This window comes from Pseudomonas ceruminis (assembly GCF_021602025.1).
Lineage (GTDB): Bacteria > Pseudomonadota > Gammaproteobacteria > Pseudomonadales > Pseudomonadaceae > Aquipseudomonas > Aquipseudomonas ceruminis.
Genome location: NZ_BQHW01000105.1, coordinates 1 through 255 on the forward strand (window position 1 = coordinate 1; position 255 = coordinate 255).

1 rRNA gene is annotated in these 255 nt (G+C 49.4%); it reads left to right on the forward strand.

Features of this window, described 5'->3' with window-relative positions:
* Positions 1 to 255, forward strand: a 23S ribosomal RNA gene (locus L6D80_RS30015); the annotation flags it as partial.

The following is a 255-nucleotide window of genomic DNA, read 5'->3' on the forward strand; positions in this document are numbered from 1 at the left end:
CGAGGCTGAAAAGCGTAGTCGATGGAAAACAGGTTAATATTCCTGTACTTCCAGTTATTGCGATGGAGGGACGGAGAAGGCTAGGCCAGCTTGGCGTTGGTTGTCCAAGTTTAAGGTGGTAGGCTGAAATCTTAGGCAAATCCGGGATTTCAAGGCCGAGAGCTGATGACGAGTTGCCTTTAGGCGACGAAGTGGTTGATGCCATGCTTCCAAGAAAAGCTCCTAAGCTTCAGATAACTGGGAACCGTACCCCAA